Source organism: Hoeflea prorocentri (assembly GCF_027944115.1).
Taxonomy (GTDB): domain Bacteria; phylum Pseudomonadota; class Alphaproteobacteria; order Rhizobiales; family Rhizobiaceae; genus Hoeflea_A; species Hoeflea_A prorocentri.
Genome location: NZ_JAPJZI010000001.1, coordinates 833,237 through 849,343 on the forward strand (window position 1 = coordinate 833,237; position 16,107 = coordinate 849,343).

At 58.4% G+C, this 16,107-nt stretch carries 12 protein-coding genes, 1 other RNA gene and 3 pseudogenes; 14 read left to right on the plus strand and 2 right to left on the minus strand.

The annotated features are described in order from the left end of the window. The first annotated feature begins 18 nt into the window (after positions 1 to 18). The 4 genes and pseudogenes from OQ273_RS03820 (at position 19) to OQ273_RS03835 (ending at position 3,438) form a co-directional block, all read left to right on the plus strand. Positions 19 to 729 carry a DnaJ family molecular chaperone gene (locus OQ273_RS03820; RefSeq protein ID WP_267989152.1) on the plus strand — a complete coding sequence of 237 codons (711 nt, stop codon included), beginning with the start codon at positions 19 to 21 and terminating at the stop codon, positions 727 to 729. Further along, the gene (locus OQ273_RS03825; RefSeq protein WP_267989153.1) at positions 726 to 1,493 is read left to right on the plus strand and encodes an N-acetylmuramoyl-L-alanine amidase; all 768 of its coding nucleotides are present in this window, start codon (positions 726 to 728) and stop codon (positions 1,491 to 1,493) included. Before OQ273_RS03820 ends, OQ273_RS03825 begins: the two co-directional genes overlap by 4 nt. Positions 1,494 to 1,643: 150 nt before the next feature. Next, positions 1,644 to 2,171, plus strand: coding sequence for a lytic transglycosylase domain-containing protein (locus OQ273_RS03830; RefSeq protein ID WP_267989154.1), 528 nt, complete (start codon positions 1,644 to 1,646; stop codon positions 2,169 to 2,171). A gap of 83 nt (positions 2,172 to 2,254) precedes the next feature. After that, positions 2,255 to 3,438, plus strand: a pseudogene (locus tag OQ273_RS03835) (dipeptidase). Positions 3,439 to 3,618: 180 nt separating this feature from the next. On the opposite strand, the gene OQ273_RS03840 reads toward OQ273_RS03835, so the two are convergent. Both OQ273_RS03840 and OQ273_RS03845 read right to left on the minus strand, forming a co-directional pair. Further along, positions 3,619 to 4,350 (minus strand): sulfite exporter TauE/SafE family protein, encoded by a 732-nt coding sequence (locus tag OQ273_RS03840; protein ID WP_267989155.1) that lies wholly within the window; start codon positions 4,348 to 4,350, stop codon positions 3,619 to 3,621. A gap of 214 nt (positions 4,351 to 4,564) precedes the next feature. After that, the gene (locus tag OQ273_RS03845) at positions 4,565 to 4,936 is read right to left on the minus strand and encodes a VOC family protein (protein ID WP_267989156.1); all 372 of its coding nucleotides are present in this window, start codon (positions 4,934 to 4,936) and stop codon (positions 4,565 to 4,567) included. A 162-nt stretch (positions 4,937 to 5,098) separates the two neighbouring features. Between OQ273_RS03845 and rnpB the strand changes: the two genes are divergently transcribed. The 10 genes and pseudogenes from rnpB to ftsW all read left to right on the plus strand — a co-directional run bounded on the left by rnpB (position 5,099) and on the right by ftsW (position 16,105). Next, an RNA gene (gene rnpB, locus OQ273_RS03850) (RNase P RNA component class A) lies at positions 5,099 to 5,529 on the plus strand. A 325-nt stretch (positions 5,530 to 5,854) separates the two neighbouring features. Beyond that, entirely contained in the window at positions 5,855 to 6,313 is a 459-nt protein-coding gene (mraZ, locus tag OQ273_RS03855; RefSeq protein WP_267989157.1) for a division/cell wall cluster transcriptional repressor MraZ, read from the plus strand. After that, entirely contained in the window at positions 6,310 to 7,335 is a 1,026-nt protein-coding gene (gene rsmH / locus OQ273_RS03860; protein ID WP_267989158.1) for a 16S rRNA (cytosine(1402)-N(4))-methyltransferase RsmH, read from the plus strand. The genes mraZ and rsmH overlap by 4 nt, the downstream gene beginning before the upstream one ends. Before the next feature lie 5 nt (positions 7,336 to 7,340). Next, positions 7,341 to 7,706: a cell division protein FtsL gene (gene ftsL, locus OQ273_RS03865; RefSeq protein WP_267989159.1), complete on the plus strand. Its 366-nt coding sequence runs from the start codon at positions 7,341 to 7,343 to the stop codon at positions 7,704 to 7,706. Beyond that, positions 7,703 to 9,439 carry a peptidoglycan D,D-transpeptidase FtsI family protein gene (locus OQ273_RS03870; protein ID WP_267989160.1) on the plus strand — a complete coding sequence of 579 codons (1,737 nt, stop codon included), beginning with the start codon at positions 7,703 to 7,705 and terminating at the stop codon, positions 9,437 to 9,439. The genes ftsL and OQ273_RS03870 overlap by 4 nt, the downstream gene beginning before the upstream one ends. Before the next feature lie 79 nt (positions 9,440 to 9,518). Continuing rightward, a pseudogene (locus OQ273_RS03875) lies at positions 9,519 to 10,964 on the plus strand (UDP-N-acetylmuramoyl-L-alanyl-D-glutamate--2,6-diaminopimelate ligase); the annotation flags it as partial. Positions 10,965 to 10,985: 21 nt separating this feature from the next. Continuing rightward, positions 10,986 to 12,428: pseudogene (locus OQ273_RS03880) on the plus strand (UDP-N-acetylmuramoylalanyl-D-glutamyl-2,6-diaminopimelate--D-alanyl-D-alanine ligase); the annotation flags it as partial. Next, positions 12,428 to 13,531 (plus strand): phospho-N-acetylmuramoyl-pentapeptide-transferase, encoded by a 1,104-nt coding sequence (gene mraY / locus OQ273_RS03885; RefSeq protein WP_267989161.1) that lies wholly within the window; start codon positions 12,428 to 12,430, stop codon positions 13,529 to 13,531. The pseudogene OQ273_RS03880 and the gene mraY, both read left to right, overlap by 1 nt. Before the next feature lie 4 nt (positions 13,532 to 13,535). After that, positions 13,536 to 14,942 (plus strand): UDP-N-acetylmuramoyl-L-alanine--D-glutamate ligase, encoded by a 1,407-nt coding sequence (gene murD / locus OQ273_RS03890; protein ID WP_267989162.1) that lies wholly within the window; start codon positions 13,536 to 13,538, stop codon positions 14,940 to 14,942. Between the two features lie 2 nt (positions 14,943 to 14,944). After that, positions 14,945 to 16,105 (plus strand): putative lipid II flippase FtsW, encoded by a 1,161-nt coding sequence (gene ftsW, locus OQ273_RS03895; protein WP_267989163.1) that lies wholly within the window; start codon positions 14,945 to 14,947, stop codon positions 16,103 to 16,105. Positions 16,106 to 16,107 lie beyond the last annotated feature (2 nt).

Consider the following 16,107-nt stretch of genomic DNA (forward strand, 5'->3'; position numbering starts at 1 on the left):
ATGGCGTAAACATCCCTCATGTCCATATTCGACCGACTCAGCCAGTTTGTCAGTATTGCCACTTCGGGAGCGATTTCCGGGGTGATCGAGGCTGTGCGAACGGTTTTCGAAGGCGATTTGCAGACGCGAAGGCGCGTTGCCTTTTCTGTTGCGATGATTGCCCTTTCGGCCAAGATGGCCAAGGCCGACGGAATTGTAACACCGGACGAAGTGGTGGCCTTTCAGGAGATATTCGAAATCCCCGACAAGGAGGCGCGCAATGTCGCACGGCTCTACAATCTGGCGAAACAGGACGTTGCGGGCTTTGACTCCTATGCAACCAAGATGGCCGACCTTTGCCATGCAGACGGCACGGACGAGCGCATTCTTGAAGATATTCTCGATGGTCTTTTTCACATTGCCAAGGCGGATGGCGTTCTGCACGAAAAGGAGCAGAACTTCCTTGCGCGCGTGGCCGAGATTTTTGATGTCAGTGAAGCGAGCTTCGAGCAGATCACGGCCCGTCATACCTATGAGACGACCCACGATCCCTATGCTGTTCTTGGCCTGACGCGCGACACGCCGTTTGAAGATATCAAGAAGCATTACCGCAAGCTGGTTTCGGATGCGCATCCGGACCGGCTGATCGCTCGCGGTGTGCCGGAAGAGTTTCTGGCGATTGCCAACAGCCGCATGGCTGCGCTCAATCTTGCCTTTGCAGCGATTGAAAAAGAGCAGCAGGCGGCATGACGCTGGAACGGCCTGAGTTTGAAGACGCGACGCTGAAAACCTCTGCGAATTTCAATGAGCGGTGCGGCGGGCCGCCGGATATGCTGCTGTTGCACTATACCGGTATGGACGATGCGCACGAAGCGTTGGACTGGCTTTGCTCGCCACAATCCGAAGTGTCGGCGCATTACTTCGTGTTCGAAAATGGCGACGTCGTGCAGATGGTGTCGGAGGAAAAACGTGCCTGGCATGCCGGTGTCAGCCATTGGAAGGGCGAGGAAGACAACAATTCACGCTCCATTGGCATCGAGATCGCCAATCCGGGCCATCAGGGCGCCTATCCTGATTTTCCCGAGGAACAGATTGCGGCGGTTATTCGATTGTGTCGAAAGTGCGTCGACAGGTGGGCGATCGCCCCGGAGCGGGTGCTTGCCCACAGCGATATTGCACCGCAGCGCAAGCAGGATCCGGGTGAAAAATTCCCGTGGCGATCACTTTTTGAAACCGGCATAGGACATTGGGTTGAGCCATCGGTTGCGACCGGCGGCCGTTTCTTCCAGATGGGCGACGCCGGCCAGCCGATAGAAGCGCTTCAGGCCATGTTGGCAATGTATGGTTATGGTATTGAAATAAATAGTATATTTGATGAAAGAACGGAAGCTGTGGTGCGTGCTTTCCAGCGCCATTTCCGGCCTTCCCGGGTTGATGGCGTGGCCGATCCATCGACCATAGAAACACTCCACAAACTGCTTGTCGCACTGCCGGCTCAGCCGCCGAAGTCTTGAATATTGCACTGCAGCAATCTCTATTCTTACAGTCCGTAACCTAACGTTACAGGCCTGCCACCATTCACAAAATATTGCGACTACGACTGTTGCCGGATTTTAGGCCGCCATTTGTATCGCGTTGGCGGCTCTTTCTATTGGAGTAAGTCAATGAAAAATACCGGAACCTTCCTTGGCGCGATCCTGTGCGCCGGCCTGGTTTCATTCTCAGGTGCGGTTTTTGCTGAAGAAGACAAAGAAGCGACACGGGTTGATTTCAGCGCCATCACGGCGTCGATCTTCAAACGCCCGGAGCCCGAGATCAACAGCCACCCCAAATATTCACGGCTCATCAACAACTATGCCCGCAAGCACGGCATTCCTTCGGACCTTGCCCATGCGGTTGTCCGGGTCGAGAGCAATTTCAATTCCAAGGCCCGCGGGCGGGCTGGTGAAATCGGTCTCATGCAGATCAAGTTGGCAACGGCGCGGCTGATGGGCTATCGCGGCTCCCGCAAGGGGCTGTATGAGCCGGAAACCAATATCAAATACGGCATGAAATATCTCGGTAAAGCCCATGAACTCAGCGGCGGCGATACCTGCGGGACCATCCTGCGATACAATGCCGGGCATGGCGCGAAGCGGATGAATCCGATCTCATCGCGCTACTGCAAGAAAGTAAAAAAACTCATCAGCTAGGCTGATCTGCCGACAACCTCAAAACCACACTTGGAACACTCTTGCCGTGTTGCTACATCCTGTTGCAGCTCGAAGAGGGGAGTATGGTTTTGAGGAAGCGTCATCTGTTCTGGATCGTGCCGCTGGCACTCATCGTTGTGGCAGGGGGCGCGCTTCATTTCGCCGTCCCGGGCATCCTGGAAAGCGGGCGGAATGTGGTTGAGGAGGGTGCGCCATCCTCTGCCTCCGATGCCGCGCAGTCCCTGCACAAAGACCTTACTGTAGCTGACCTGCATGCAGATTCGCTTTTGTGGAAGCGTGATCTGCTGGAACGGTCGGATCGTGGACACGTGGATGTTCCGCGTCTGATCGAGGGCAATGTTGCCCTTCAGGTTTTCACCACGGTGACGAAATCGCCACAGGGACAGAATTACGAAGAAAACAGCAGCGATGCGAGTGACAACATTACTTTGCTGGCGCTCGTCCAGATGTGGCCGCCGCGCACATGGCAGAACCTGACCGAGCGGGCGCTCTATCAGGCGGAGAAGCTGCATGGATTTGCAGCCCGCGCGCCCGACCAACTGGTGATCATCAAGAATGCAGGGGACCTGCGTTCACTGTTGTCCAGGCGCGCAGCAGGTCAAAAGGTGGTGGGAGGGTTGCTCGGAACCGAAGGGTCCCATGCGCTTTCGAAGAACCTCGACAATATTGGCCGGCTCTATGACGCAGGCTTCCGCATGATGAGTCTGCAGCACTTTTTCGACAATGCCCTGGGCGGTTCGCTTCACGGTTCCGGCAAGAAGGGCCTGACGGAATTCGGCCGCAGTCGGTCCGGGCAATGGAAGAGGCGGGGATTATGATCGATGTCTCCCACTCATCCGAAAATGTCGTGCGCGAAACCCTTGAGATCGCCACCCGGCCTCTGATTGTCAGCCACACAGGTATTCGTGGCCATTGTGATACGCATCGCAATATTTCCGATGAGCTTATGGTCGAGATCGCGAGAAGAGGCGGCCTGATCGGCATCGGCTACTGGGATGCGGCGATTTGTGATTACTCGCCGGAAGGGATTGCAAATGCTCTCGAAGCAGCCGTCGCGCTGGTCGGCCCCGACCATGTTGCGTTGGGTTCGGATTTCGACGGGGCCGTTGCGACCAAGATCGATGCATCCCAGATGGTTTTGATCACCGATGCTTTGCTGAAGCTCGGCATGGACGACAACACGATCCGCAAGGTCATGGGGCAGAACCAGATCGATTTTTTTCTCAGGCACCTGCCGTCGACCTAGTTTTTGCGCCGATTGGTGTCAGCATTGCAGCTGGCGAGGCGGAAAGCGCCGGTCCGGTCCGGCTTGATTGAGGCAAGGCTCGTGGCCGCCAAGGTCGGCAAGATGGGTCTCCTTCCATCTCCAATCCTGTTCGACCGGTTCGCTGTCGAACTGATATTCCTGGCCCTTTTCAAGAATGGACTACCCCACCGAAGACTTGATCAAGAGCAGGATCGCTCCGGTTGATGCTATGGATAGCATCAGAATTCGTCCCATCGCCTGGGTCATGTATTGGCGGGCCCATCTTCCAATGGCGAAGCCTATCAACAACCCTGGCAAGAGCATCAGCCCGTCCATCGCCAGTCTGAAATTGAAGGCTCCGGCATAGGCCAACGCAACCAACGACGTGATGTAGGTGAATGTGAAGACAAGGGCCATTGTTGGCCGGGTCTTCTCTAGCGGCTCGTTCTGATACATGATGACGAGCGGCGCGCCCGGAATGCCTGATGTCGATCCCATCGCCCCTGCGGCCACTCCGCATATGGACAGGTTTCGTGTTGTCAAAGGCTGTGCCTTGGCAAAAAGGGAAATCGCGACCGCCAGCAAAACCAAACTCGCAAACAGGATGGCAAGTGAGTCACCTGGAACCCCGGTTAGGATCGCCGCACCGATAAGTGTCCCGATCAATATTGTTGGGCACAGCGTCACGATCTCGCGTCGGACGATGTGAGATCGACCATCTCCGAGCATAAAGAGCGATAAAAACAGGTTCACGAACAACATGGGTCCCGGGACAAACTCCAAGCTCACCAGCGCCAGCAAGGGGGCTGCAATCATGGCAAACCCCATGCCCGTGGAGGTTTGGACCAGAGACGCGATAACCACAGCACAGTTTGCAATCACATAGGGCAAAAGTGAGTGGCTCAGTTCCATCGTGTACCTCTAAAATGCTTCTTTATCCTTCGTACGTATCGCTCAATTTCCAATCAAACCAGAATCTCAACGCAGTGGATTAGAGATTCTAAGCCATTGGTAGTACCGACTTCCATGGAGGTTGAGTGAGTTACGGACGGCCCTTACCTAATGGTCTACGTGCATTTGGGGCGTCCGCGCGTTACCTCAGTTTCAAGATCGCAGCGCGCGAGCTTTACAGCCGCCAGGGCGGAAAGCGCCGGTCCGGTCCTGCATGAAAGAGGCAGAGCCTGTGACCGTCGGGGTCGGTGAGATAGGCTTCCCTCCATCTCCAATCCTGATCGACCGGTTCACTGTCGAACAGATATCCGAGGCCCTTCAATTCCTGATATCTACGATCCAGATCATCGACCTCGAAATAGATGACTGTCCGGCCCGGGGCCGGGTGATCGGAGACATGAAGTGAAAATGTGCTTGAGCCGGACGGAAGTTCGAAACGCGCATATTCATCTCGCTGCGAAACAATCAATCTCAGTCCGAGCCCTGAATAGAATGCGACGCTTTGCTGATAGTCGCTGACTTCGATCGTCACCTGGTTAAGGTCCATAACCGGTCTCCATGCTTGCCAATCACGCTGCGACATGGAGCCTACAGCCTCAAGTGTGGTTGAGGTAAAGGGCTATCCGGTGCAGTGCGGCTGTTGCCTTCGAGCGGTTTGGAGCTGATTGTTTTTGTTGGTTTTGCCACCCAACTTGGTTATCAGAGGGTGCCAGTCGGCCAGGCAGCCGCACCCGGCAATGCCGAAAGGCAGCCGGGTGAGGAAAGTCCGGGCTCCACGGAAACACGGTGCCGGATAACATCCGGCGGGGGCAACCCCAGGGAAAGTGCCACAGAAAGCAAACCGCCCCGCCTGCTTTCCGGTCCAAAATGGTTCACGGACCGGAAAGCCGGCGGGGTAAGGGTGAAAGGGTGGGGTAAGAGCCCACCGCGTTTTTGGCAACAGGAACGGCACGGTAAACCCCACCGGGAGCAAGACCGAATAGGGATGACGCGGAGCGCAAGCTCCAGCCTGTTTCCGGGCGGATCATCCGGGTTGGTTGCTTGAGGCGCTTTGCAAATTGCGCCCCAGAGGAATGGCTGTCGCTGCCAGCGCTCCGGCGATGCGCAGTACAGAACCCGGCTTACAGGCCGGCTGGCGCTGAATTTTCACGAATCAGTCTCTTTAAAACCCGTTGCCGGCTAAATTTTATGCCGCGTCGCAGCGGCCAATCTTAGCGATTTATTAACCATATGAAGGCTTTGCTGGCTGCGGCAAAACCAGCTTTGATAGGGTCTGTCCCATTGACGCCCAAATCGTCCCATGCTATCCCAAATATGCAGTGTGAGGGGTATTCAGGCGTTACCCGAGAGCGGGTCCGGTCAGCGCGTCGCTTCGCGGCGCCGGCGTACTCGCGCAGCTTGCAGTCGGTAAACTCCGGAGGCGGCATGTTATGGTCTTCAGGCCTGGAAACGGCGGTTTTGCGTAATGAACCGGTTCCTGTCGAATGCGACGAACAAGATCGACGCGAAGGGAAGGGTGTCCGTGCCTGCTCCGTTTCGCAACGTTCTGACGCGTCTCGACATACAGGAACTCTACGCCATTCAGGACTTTGTCTATCCCGCTATCACAGTGGGCGGGCCCGATCTGCTCGACCGCTACGAGCGGCAGATCGACGGAGGCGATCCGTTCTCCGTCGACTCGAACGACATGTCGCTGCTCATACACGGTGGTGGCGTCTTCATGAAACTGGACGGCGAGGGTCGTCTGATGGTGAGCGACTTTATTCGCGACTATACGGGCATAACCGATCAAGTGACCTTTGTGGGTCGCAACGATCATTTCCAGCTTTGGGATCCTGTCTGCTACGAGGAAAAAAGACAGGAAGCCCTGGGCCGGCGCATGGGCGGGGGACGCCCTGGCGCCGATCAAGGAGAGACGGGATGACAACGCACTCTGGCGGCATTGAAGATGGCGCCGGTGGCGGACCAGTGCGTCATATCCCGGTTCTTCTGAACGAGGTCCTGTCCGCGCTGATGCCGGGGCGCGGACAGGTCGTTCTCGACGGAACCTTTGGCGCGGGCGGCTACAGCCGCGCCATCCTGGAGCGCGGTGCCGATGTCATCGCGCTTGATCGTGATCCGCAGGCAATTGCCGACGGGCACGCGCTTGCGGAGGCGTTTCCCGGTCGTTTGAAGCTGATCCGGTCCCGGTTCAGCGATCTTTCAGCGCATGCGCCGCAAGGCGGGCTCGATGGCATTGTTCTGGATGTCGGCGTTTCTTCCATGCAGATCGACAAAGCCGATCGCGGGTTCTCCTTCCAGAAGGACGGGCCTCTCGATATGCGGATGTCGTCCACCGGGCCGACGGCGTCCGACGTGGTCAACCGGTTCAAGGTGTCCGACCTGACACGTATTTTTGGGTTTCTGGGCGAAGAAAAAATGGCCGGGCGGATCGCCAGGGCCATTGAAGCGCAGCGTGCGACAAAACCGTTTGCGACAACACGTGATCTGGCCGGGCTAATCGAGATGATCAAGCCGCGCCGGGCTCGCGACAAGATACATCCGGCGACCCAGGTGTTTCAGGCGCTGCGGATTTATATCAATGAGGAGCTGCTAGAGCTCGCCGGCGCCTTGTTTGCCGCCGAGCGGACCCTCAAGCCAGGAGGGCGGCTGGTGGTCGTCAGCTTTCATTCGCTGGAAGACCGGATCGTCAAGCGTTTCTTCCAGGACCGGTTCGGCAAGCGTGGCGGCTCTTCGCGGCATTTGCCGGAAGCGCGCCAGGATCCGCCCAGCTTTGAGCCGATCGGCAAGGTTGTTGCAGCCAGCCAGGCAGAGGCGGTCGAAAACCCGCGTGCGCGTTCTGCCAAACTGCGGGCCGGCAAACGAACCACAGGTGCATCGCTGCCAGCCGATATGACGCTTTTCGGGTTGCCGGATTTGCCCGTCATAGCTGCTAGAGGGGGTTGAACGCGGTGCTCAAAACCATTGATTTCATTATTATCGGTTTGATGGCGGCCGCGGCGGTAATGACCTTCCATGTCAAATACAAGGCCGAGGAACAGGTCGCCGAAATCAAACGACTTGAGGCCGAAATTCGGCTTGAGCAGGACACGATTGACCTTCTGAAGGCCGACTGGAGCCTGCTAGTCCAGCCAGGTCGCCTGCAGGGGCTGGTGGAGGCGCACAAGGACGAACTGGGTCTGGAGATCACCGAACCTCATCAGATTGTCCGCCCTGAGGAACTTCCGGCGCGTGTCCGGGATCTTCCCGAGCCCATTGAAGAAATGATGGCCGATGTACCTGATTCCGAAACCGTGACGGGATCGGTTGGCCAATGAGACGTCTGTTCAAGCGCAAAGCGTTGGCGGCAAGGCCGTCATTTTCCGGCGATCTGTCGGGCAGGCGGGCGAGCCATGCCGAAGGTGCGCGCAGGTCTTCGGGCAGTCAGACCCGCAACCGCATCACCCTGGTGATGATCGGCGTGTGCATGGTTTTTGCGATTATTGCCGGCCGGCTCGTTCAATACGGGTTTCGCGACATGGAAACGGTTGCAAGCATCGCGCGGGGCAATGAACTTCTCGCCTCGCGGCCTGATCTGCTTGACCGCAACGGTCAGGTGCTTGCAACGGATATTCGTACTGTTTCGCTCTACGCGCAGCCGCACAAGATCACCGACCCCGACGAAGTCATCGAAAGGCTTGCGACGGTTCTTCCTGATGTGGACGCCCGCTCCGTCTATCGCAAGCTGACGTCGAAGTCGCAGTTTCAGTGGCTTCGCCGGCAACTCACACCCAAGCAGCAAAGCGATATTCTGGCGCTTGGCATTCCGGGCGTTGGTTTCAGGCCGGAGAAGCGACGCTTTTATCCGGGCGGGCCGACGGCCTCGCATATCGTCGGACATGTCAATATCGACAACAAGGGCATCGCCGGCATGGAAAAGTTTGTCGATGGCGAAGGACTTGCCGACCTTGCCGCTGCCGGGATGACGATCGAAAGGCAGCTTGAACCGGTACGGCTTGCCGTTGACCTGCGGGTCCAGCATATCGTGCGCGATGAGCTGGCTACCGCCATGGAACGCTACCAGGCCATCGCAGCAGGGGCCGTTGTTCTCAATGCCAAGACCGGCGAAGTCCTGGCCATGTCCTCGCTGCCCGACTACGATCCAAACCTGCCGGCCCAGGCGCTGGAAAAGGACCGGCTGAACCGGATGTCGGCGGGCACGTTTGAGATGGGGTCGACCTTCAAGGCCTTCACAACCGCGATGGCGCTCGATTCCGGCCTTGTTTCCATGGAGGACGAGTTCGACGCGCGCCGGCCGATCCGTATCGCCGGCCATACGATCAGCGACTTTCATGGCAAACACCGTATCCTCAGTGTTCCGGAAATTTTTATCTACTCCTCCAATATCGGTACGGCGAAAATGGCCGATGTGGTCGGCATTGACGGGCAGCGCGAATTCTTGACGCGCATCGGGCTGCTGACGCGGATGCAGACTGAACTGCCGGAAGTCTCGCGGCCCACCCAGCCGCAAGTCTGGAAGAAGATCAACTCTATTACGATCTCGTTTGGACACGGGGTTGCGACAACACCCCTGCAAACGGCGGTCGCGGCAGCGGCGATGCTGAATGGCGGCAATCTCATTGCGCCGACTTTCCTGCCGCGTACCGAAACGGAAGCCGAGCAGGTCGCTATCCGGGTGATCCAGCCCGAAACCAGCGCCGCGATGCGTTATCTGATGCGCCTTAATGTTGAGAAGGGATCCGGGCGCCGGGCCGAAGTGCCGGGCTTCCGCGTCGGTGGAAAGACGGGTACGGCTGAAAAAGTGGTCAATGGCCGATACTCGTCCGACGTGCGGTTCAATGCGTTCCTGTCGGCCTTTCCCATCGAGGATCCGCAATATGTCGTCCTGGTGATCATTGACGAGCCGAAACCGGCTGAAGGTCAGCACTCGGCGACTGCCGGTCTGAACGCTGCACCGACCGTCAAGGCCATTATACGCCGCAGTGCTGCGTTGCTCGGGGTTCGTCCGGCATTTGGTCAAGGCGACGCCGCCTTGCTCGTGTCATATTGAGTCTGACATAAGCTCATGCTCTATGAGGACGAGAAAGGCCCGCCCGCGCTGCAATTCAAAGGAATGATGGCAACGAACAATGAAGCTGAACATACTGGCCGCAGACCTTGCCACCATACCCGACGATCTTGCTGAACTGGATATTTCGGATGTCACCGCCGATAGCCGCAATATTCAGCCCGGCGATCTCTTTGTTGCCATTGCCGGTGAGTTGCGCGACGGGGCGGCCTTTGTCAGCGATGCTGCGGGGAAAGGTGCTGTTGCAGCAGTTGTCTCGGCTCAGAGCGAATTGCCCGATCCCGGTATTCCGGTAATCCGGGTCGCCGATCCGCGTTATTTTCTTGCCAAGGCGGCGGCCCGTCTCCACAGCGATCAGCCCGAGACGATGGTTGCCGTGACCGGAACAGCCGGCAAAACCTCCGTTGCGTCCTTTACCCGGCAGATCTGGGAACGCACTGGCCGGCCCGCGGCCATGATCGGGACAACGGGTGTGGAGACCGCCTCCCGCAAACAATATGGCCAGCTGACGACACCCGATCCGGTCGTCCTTCATCGGACCCTTAGCCAACTGGCGGGCGAGGGGATTACGCACGGTGCGATGGAAGCCTCCAGTCATGGGCTGGATCAGCACCGGCTTGACGGCGTGCGGCTTGCCGCCGGAGCCTTTACCAATCTTGGGCGCGACCATCTCGACTACCACGACAGCATGGAGGACTATTTCTCCGCCAAGATGAGGCTGTTCGAGGCGCTGTTGCGGCCTGGTTCGCCGGCGGTGATTTATTCCGACGACGCCTGGTCCGACCGGGTGATAGAGAGGGCAAAGGCCAGAGGCCTTGATGTGCGCACTGTCGGGCGTAGCGGTGATTTCCTTGCTCTTAAACGAGTCGAACATCAGCGCCACCAGCAGGTTGCGGAAATCCACCACGATGGTGCGATCTATCAGGTTGACGTTCCGCTCGCCGGAGATTTTCAACTCGCCAATGCGCTGGTTGCCGCAGGGCTGGCGATTGTCACCGGCGTTCCGGCGGGCGAAGCCATTGCAGCGGTCGAACACCTGTGCGGTGCGCCAGGGCGGCTGGAACTTGTCGGTTCCGCGCCGAACGGCGCGCCTGCCTATGTGGACTACGCGCACAAGCCGGAGGCGCTGGAGCAGGTTCTGCAATCGGTGAGGCCGTTTACGACCGGCCGTGTTGTTGTCGTCTTCGGCTGCGGGGGCGATCGGGACAAAGGCAAGCGCCCTCTCATGGGCGAAATCGCGACCCGGCTGGCGGATGTGGTGATTGTCACGGACGACAATCCGCGCAGCGAGGAACCGGCTGTCATCCGCGCGGAAATACTGGCCCAGGCCCCCGGCGCGTTGGAAATCGGCGATCGGCGGCAGGCGATTGCTGATGCGATTTCCCTGCTGAAGGAAGGCGATACGCTGGTCGTTGCAGGTAAGGGGCATGAGGAAGGTCAGATTGTCGGCGATACAGTATTGCCGTTCTCCGATCATGAGGCGATTGAGAGTGCGCTCACGTCGATTGCGCCACGCCGGTGGCTTTGGCTGACCCGCGATATGATCGATGCGATGAACGGCAGGCCGGTGGGTGATCTGCCGGAGGGCATTGACGGGATTTCCATCGATAGCCGCTCGGTGGCACCGGGCGATGCCTTCTTTGCCATCAAGGGCGACCGGTTCGACGGCCATGATTTTGCCAGCGGTGCGGTTGCAAACGGCGCTTCGCTGCTGGTTGTCTCCGAGTCGAAACTGCCGGCGCTTGGCCGTGTCAACGCACCGATGATTGTCGTTGACGACGTGCTTGAAGCCATGAGCCGGTTGGGCATAGCGGCCCGTGCAAGGACGAAGGCCAGGATCATCGCAGTGACGGGATCGGTCGGTAAAACCTCGACCAAGGAAATGCTGCGCCAGGTCTTGAGCGGGCAGGGCAAGGTGCACGCATCCGTCGCCTCCTTCAACAATCACTGGGGCGTGCCGCTGACGCTGGCACGCATGCCGGAGGACACGGCATTTGGTGTCTTTGAAATTGGAATGAACCATCCGGACGAGATACGCCCGCTCGTCAAGCTGGTCCGCCCGCATATAGCCATTGTCACAGCGATTGCGGCCGCCCATCTCGGTCACTTCAAGAACCTCTCGGAAATAGCTGCGGCAAAAGCGGAAATCTTCGAAGGCGTCGTCTCCGGCGGGCACGTTCTGCTGAACCGTGACAGCGAGAAATTCGCGCAGCTTAAAAAGACCGCCACCGGTTGCGGGATCAGTAATATCCATGTCTTTGGCGAACATCGCCAGGCCAATATCCGGCTGAAGCAATGGCAAGCGACGGAGAGCGGCTCGTCGGCCGAAATCGATGTGCTGGGCGAGTCGCTGACCCTCAATGTGGGATTGCCTGGTCGGCATATGGCACAAAACGCGCTGGCCGTTGCCGGAGCGGCAAAGCTTGCCGGAGCGAATTTGCGGTCGGTGGTTGAGGCAATGGCCAGGCTGGAAGCGGCAGACGGACGTGGAACGCAGCTTGCACTTAGGGTGAATGGAGGGTCCTTTACGCTGATCGACGAGAGCTACAATGCAAATCCCGCATCGATGCGTGCCGGTATCGCATTGCTCCGCGATGCGCCCGTCGGCGAGGGTGGACGGCGCATTGCCGTATTGGGTGACATGCTCGAACTCGGCTCGTTTGCCAAAAAATTGCACGCCGAACTGAAAGAGCCGCTTGAGGCCGCCAGCATCGACATCGTGCTGCTTGGCGGTGATGAGATGAAGGCGCTTGACGACGTGTTGGACGAACCGCCTGTGCACGAACACCGCGACAATGCGGATGAGCTTGAGCCCGTCCTTTTCAAGACCATCAAGGCCGGTGACGCGGTGATGATCAAGTCGTCCAAAGGCATAGGTTTTTCAAGGCTGGTCAAGGCCTTGGTTGACAAGTATCCGGCGGTATCCGACAGCGTGTCGGAACGGAACACGCGAGAGGGGGTGTCCGCCTAATGTTGATCTGGCTCGTCGAACTATCCGATCATCTGCAAATCTTCAATCTATTCAGATACATCACCTTTCGTACAGGCGCGGCGGCACTAACGTCCGCCTTCATCGTTTTCATGTTCGGGCCGCGAATCATTGCGTCGCTTTCCATTCGTCAGGGGCGCGGACAGCCGATCCGGGCTGACGGGCCGCAGACCCATTTCAAGAAAGCCGGAACGCCGACAATGGGCGGACTGATGATCCTGACGGGCATCATTGTCAGTTCACTCTTATGGGCGGATCTGTCGAACACATATGTGGTGACGACCCTGCTCGTTACGCTGGGTTTCGGTGCGATCGGCTTCTACGATGACTATCTCAAGGTCACCCAGCAGTCCCATCGCGGGGTCTCCGGCAAGACACGTCTTCTTGCCGAGTTCCTGCTGGCCGGGCTTGCCGTCTATGCGATCATGCTCGCATCCATGGCGGCGGTCGGAACAGCCGGTCCAAGCTTCGGCTCGTCGCTGGCGTTTCCGTTCTTCAAGGATTTCGTTATCGATCTCGGCTGGTTCTATATCGCGTTCGGCGCCTTTGTGATTGTCGGTGCGGGCAATGCGGTCAACCTGACGGACGGGCTGGACGGACTTGCCATCGTTCCGATCATGATCGCCGCCGCATCGTTCGGCGTGATCGCCTATCTTTCCGGCAACGCGGTCTTTGCCAATTATCTGCAGATCAATTTTGTACCTGGAACCGGCGAACTGTCGGTCGTACTCGGCGCGGTGATCGGCGCCGGCCTCGGGTTCCTGTGGTTCAATGCGCCTCCGGCTGCGATCTTCATGGGCGACACGGGATCGCTGGCGCTTGGCGGTTTAGTGGGCGCCGTGGCGGTCGCCACGAAACACGAGCTGGTCATGATCATCATTGGCGGCCTGTTTGTAGCAGAAGCCCTGTCGGTCATCATTCAGGTGGCGTCCTTCAAGCTGACCGGTAAGCGGGTGTTCCTGATGGCGCCGATCCATCACCATTTCGAGCGGCTGGGATGGACGGAAAGCCAAGTGGTCATACGGTTCTGGATTATTGCTGTCGGTCTTGCCATGCTCGGGCTGGCCACACTCAAGCTGCGGTGAGCCAATGATTGCGGCGACGGCTTTTTCGGGGAAAAACGTTGCCCTCTTCGGGTTGGGTGGATCGGGCATTGCGACCGCCCATGCGCTGATTGCAGGCGATGCGAGTGTGATTGCCTGGGACGACAATCCCGACAGGGTCGAAGACGCCTCGCGGGCAGGCATCCCGGTGGTGGACCTCAGGACGATCAGCTGGAGCGAACAGGCCGCGCTGGTGCTTGCACCCGGTGTGCCGTTAACCCATCCAAAACCGCATTGGAGCGTTGATCTTGCACGTGGAGCCGGCGCGGAAGTCATTGGCGATATCGAGCTTTTTGTCCGCCAAAGACGCCTTGAAGCGCCGGATTGTCCCTTCATCGCCATTACCGGAACGAACGGGAAATCGACCACCACGGCGCTGATTGCCCACATCCTCGGCGAAGCCGGGCGCGACACGCAGCTTGGCGGTAACATCGGTACGGCCATCATGACGCTTGATCCACCCAAGAACGGGCGCTTCTTCGTGGTCGAGTGTTCGTCCTACCAGATTGACCTTTCGCCCTCGATCAACCCGACCGCCGGTATCTTGCTCAACCTGTCGCCCGATCATCTCGACCGGCACGGGACCATGCAGCACTATGCCGAAGTCAAGGAAAGGCTGGTTGCCGGAAGCGATCTTGCGATCATCGGAACCGATGATCATTGGTGCATGCTGATTGCCGACCGGCTGGAAAGGGCTTCGACCCCCGTTTTCAGAATATCCAAACGCGATGCGCTGGCCGACGGCTATTATGCCGCAGGTGCGAAACTCATGCGCGCGTCCGGGGGGACAGCTCATCAGGTCGCCGATCTTTCGTCCATATCCACGCTGCGGGGCGCGCACAATGCGCAAAACGCAGCGGCGGCCATCGCGGCCTGTATCGCGGTCGGCCTTACCGAAAGCGAGATATTGGCAGGGCTCGGCAGTTTTGGCGGGCTTGAACATCGTATGCAGCCTGTTGCCCGGCGTGCGCGGGTGCTATTCGTCAATGATTCAAAGGCCACCAATGCCGATGCATCGGCGCCCGCCCTATCGAGTTTTGACCGGATATACTGGATTGCCGGCGGGCTTGAGAAGGAAGGCGGGATCCATTCACTCAGCGGCCTCTATCCTCACATTGCCAAAGCCTATCTGATTGGCGAGGCGGCGCCGGCTTTTGCCGCGACGCTGGGCGATGATGTCGACTACGAGATTGCCGGAACGCTGGAGCGTGCCGTGGCGCGCGCCGCCGAAGATGCGGCTGAGGATGCTGCTGAAGAGGCCGTAGTGCTGTTGTCACCGGCTTGCGCAAGCTTCGATCAGTACAAGAACTTTGAAATCCGCGGGAACGCTTTTGTCGATTGCGTCGCGACGCTGCCGGATATCACCATGCTCGTGAATCCAAAGGAGAGCTGAAGATGGTTAGCCGAGCCGAACGAGGACCGATCTCCGACTGGTTCTGGACTATAGACAGATTTCTGCTGGCGGTCTTTGTCGCGCTGATCGGCCTTGGCTTCATCCTGTCCTTTGCCGCAAGCCCGGGCGTTGCCGAACGTCTCAACATCGACAGCCTGCACTTCGTCAAACGGCATGCTCTTTTTATCTTTCCCGCGCTTGCGGTGATGATCGGGCTGTCGTTTTTGTCGCCGCGCCAGGTCCGGCGGGCGGCGTTGCTGCTGCTCTTGTTTTCGATTGCGATGATGGTCTTTACCCAGTTTTACGGATTTGAAGCCAAAGGCTCGCGCCGCTGGTTCTCAATCGCCGGCTTCTCCGTACAGCCTTCGGAGTTCCTCAAACCGGCCTTTATCATCATCTGCGCGTGGCTGTTTTCCGAGCATTCGCGCCAGCCGGATATTCCTGGCAACCTCTTTGCCATCATTCTTTTCGGTATTGTTGTGGCCCTGCTTATTGCGCAGCCGGATCTCGGCCAGACCATTCTCGTGACGATAGCCTGGGGCACGCTGTTCTTCATGGCCGGCATGCCCTGGTTCTGGATTATCCTTCTGGCCTGTGCAGCGGTCGCGCTGTTTGTCTCGGCCTATTTTGTCTTTCCCCATGTCGCGGGACGGATTGACCGGTTCTGGACAGGCGAGGGCGACACCCATCAGGTGGACACGGCCCGTGAAGCCATCATGCTTGGTGGCTGGTTCGGACAGGGGCCGGGTGAGGGCACCATGAAGGGCATTCTTCCCGATAGCCATACCGATTTCATCTTTTCGGTGGCCGCCGAGGAATTCGGTATCCTGTTCTGCCTCGTACTTGTTGCGATTTTCCTTGTCATTGTCCTGCGCGGTCTCAGCCATGCCAACCGTGAGGGCGATGAGTTCACCCGGCTGGCGATCGCCGGCCTGACGCTTCTGATCGGTTTTCAATCCATGATCCATATCGGCGTCAATCTGGAACTGCTGCCTGCAAAGGGCATGACCCTGCCTTTGATCTCCTATGGCGGCTCGTCCATGCTGGCGATTTCGATAACCGCTGGTTTCCTGCTGGCGCTGACGCGACGCAATCCGGAAAAACGGGCAACCGGCCGGCAGACCGGTTATCACGATATGAAACTGACCGCGGAGCATGTCTAGCT